Below are 1,681 nucleotides of genomic sequence, written 5' to 3' on the forward strand. Positions count from 1 at the left end.
CCTGGGGAGTACGGCCGCAAGGTTAAAACTCAAATGAATTGACGGGGGCCCGCACAAGCGGTGGAGCATGTGGTTTAATTCGATGCAACGCGAAGAACCTTACCTACACTTGACATACAGAGAACTTTCTAGAGATAGATTGGTGCCTTCGGGAACTCTGATACAGGTGCTGCATGGCTGTCGTCAGCTCGTGTTGTGAGATGTTGGGTTAAGTCCCGCAACGAGCGCAACCCCTATCCTTAGTTGCTAGCAGGTAATGCTGAGAACTCTAAGGAGACTGCCGGTGATAAACCGGAGGAAGGTGGGGACGACGTCAAGTCATCATGGCCCTTACGTGTAGGGCTACACACGTGCTACAATGGCGCATACAGAGTGCTGCGAACTCGCGAGAGTAAGCGAATCACTTAAAGTGCGTCGTAGTCCGGATTGGAGTCTGCAACTCGACTCCATGAAGTCGGAATCGCTAGTAATCGCGTATCAGAATGACGCGGTGAATACGTTCCCGGGCCTTGTACACACCGCCCGTCACACCATGGGAGTGGGTTGCTCCAGAAGTAGATAGTCTAACCTTAGGGGGGACGTTTACCACGGAGTGATTCATGACTGGGGTGAAGTCGTAACAAGGTAGCCCTAGGGGAACCTGGGGCTGGATCACCTCCTTATACGATTTAGAACTTATTTGTTCGTAGTGTCCACACAGATGATTGTTAGTTAGCTAAGCCACTGGCTTAACTAATTAATATGCTCTTTAAAAATTTGGAAAGCTGATAATAAAATTCGTACGAATACATTGTATTTGTACAGAGTTTTCAAAAGTAAAAAAGAATGATAGCAGTATCATTCAGTGCCATTTAATGAACGTTTACGTTTGTTGATTGGTATCTACTTTAGTATTCAATATTAACTTCTGGCGAAGTTAAACTGTCACGAAACAAAGACCCGTTTGGGTTGTATGGTTAAGTGACTAAGCGTACACGGTGGATGCCTTGGCAGTTGGAGGCGATGAAGGACGTATTAACTTGCGATAAGCTTAGTCGAGCTAGTAAAAAGCACTTGAGACTAAGATTTCCGAATGGGGAAACCCACCTGCTTGCAGGTATCGTTAACTGAATACATAGGTTAACGAGGCAAACGCGGAGAACTGAAACATCTAAGTACCCGTAGGAAAAGAAATCAACCGAGATTCCGGAAGTAGCGGCGAGCGAAACCGGAACAGCCCTTAAGCTTATTATGTGTTAATGGAAGGCTCTGGAAAGTGCCACGATACAGGGTGATAGTCCCGTACATGAAAAGACATTTTAAGTGAAATCGAGTAGGTCGGAGCACGTGAAACTTTGACTGAATATAGGTGGACCATCATCTAAGGCTAAATACTCCCAACTGACCGATAGTGAACCAGTACCGTGAGGGAAAGGCGAAAAGAACCCCTGTGAGGGGAGTGAAATAGAACCTGAAACCGTGTACGTACAAGCAGTAGGAGCCTACTTGTTGGGTGACTGCGTACCTTTTGTATAATGGGTCAGCGACTTATATTTTGTAGCGAGGTTAACCGATTAGGGTAGCCGTAGGGAAACCGAGTCTTAACTGGGCGAATAGTTGCAAGGTATAGACCCGAAACCCGGTGATCTAGCCATGAGCAGGTTGAAGGTTGAGTAACATCAACTGGAGGACCGAACCCACT

General features: G+C 46.6%; 2 rRNA genes. Both read left to right on the top strand.

Annotated elements, in window-relative coordinates:
- Positions 1-662: ribosomal RNA gene (locus tag NQT69_RS19450) — 16S ribosomal RNA — on the top strand; the annotation flags it as partial.
- Between the two features lie 292 nt (positions 663-954).
- A 23S ribosomal RNA gene (locus tag NQT69_RS19455) occupies positions 955-1,681 on the top strand; the annotation flags it as partial.

The organism is Pseudoalteromonas shioyasakiensis (genome assembly GCF_024518675.1).
In the GTDB taxonomy this organism is placed as follows: domain Bacteria; phylum Pseudomonadota; class Gammaproteobacteria; order Enterobacterales; family Alteromonadaceae; genus Pseudoalteromonas; species Pseudoalteromonas shioyasakiensis_B.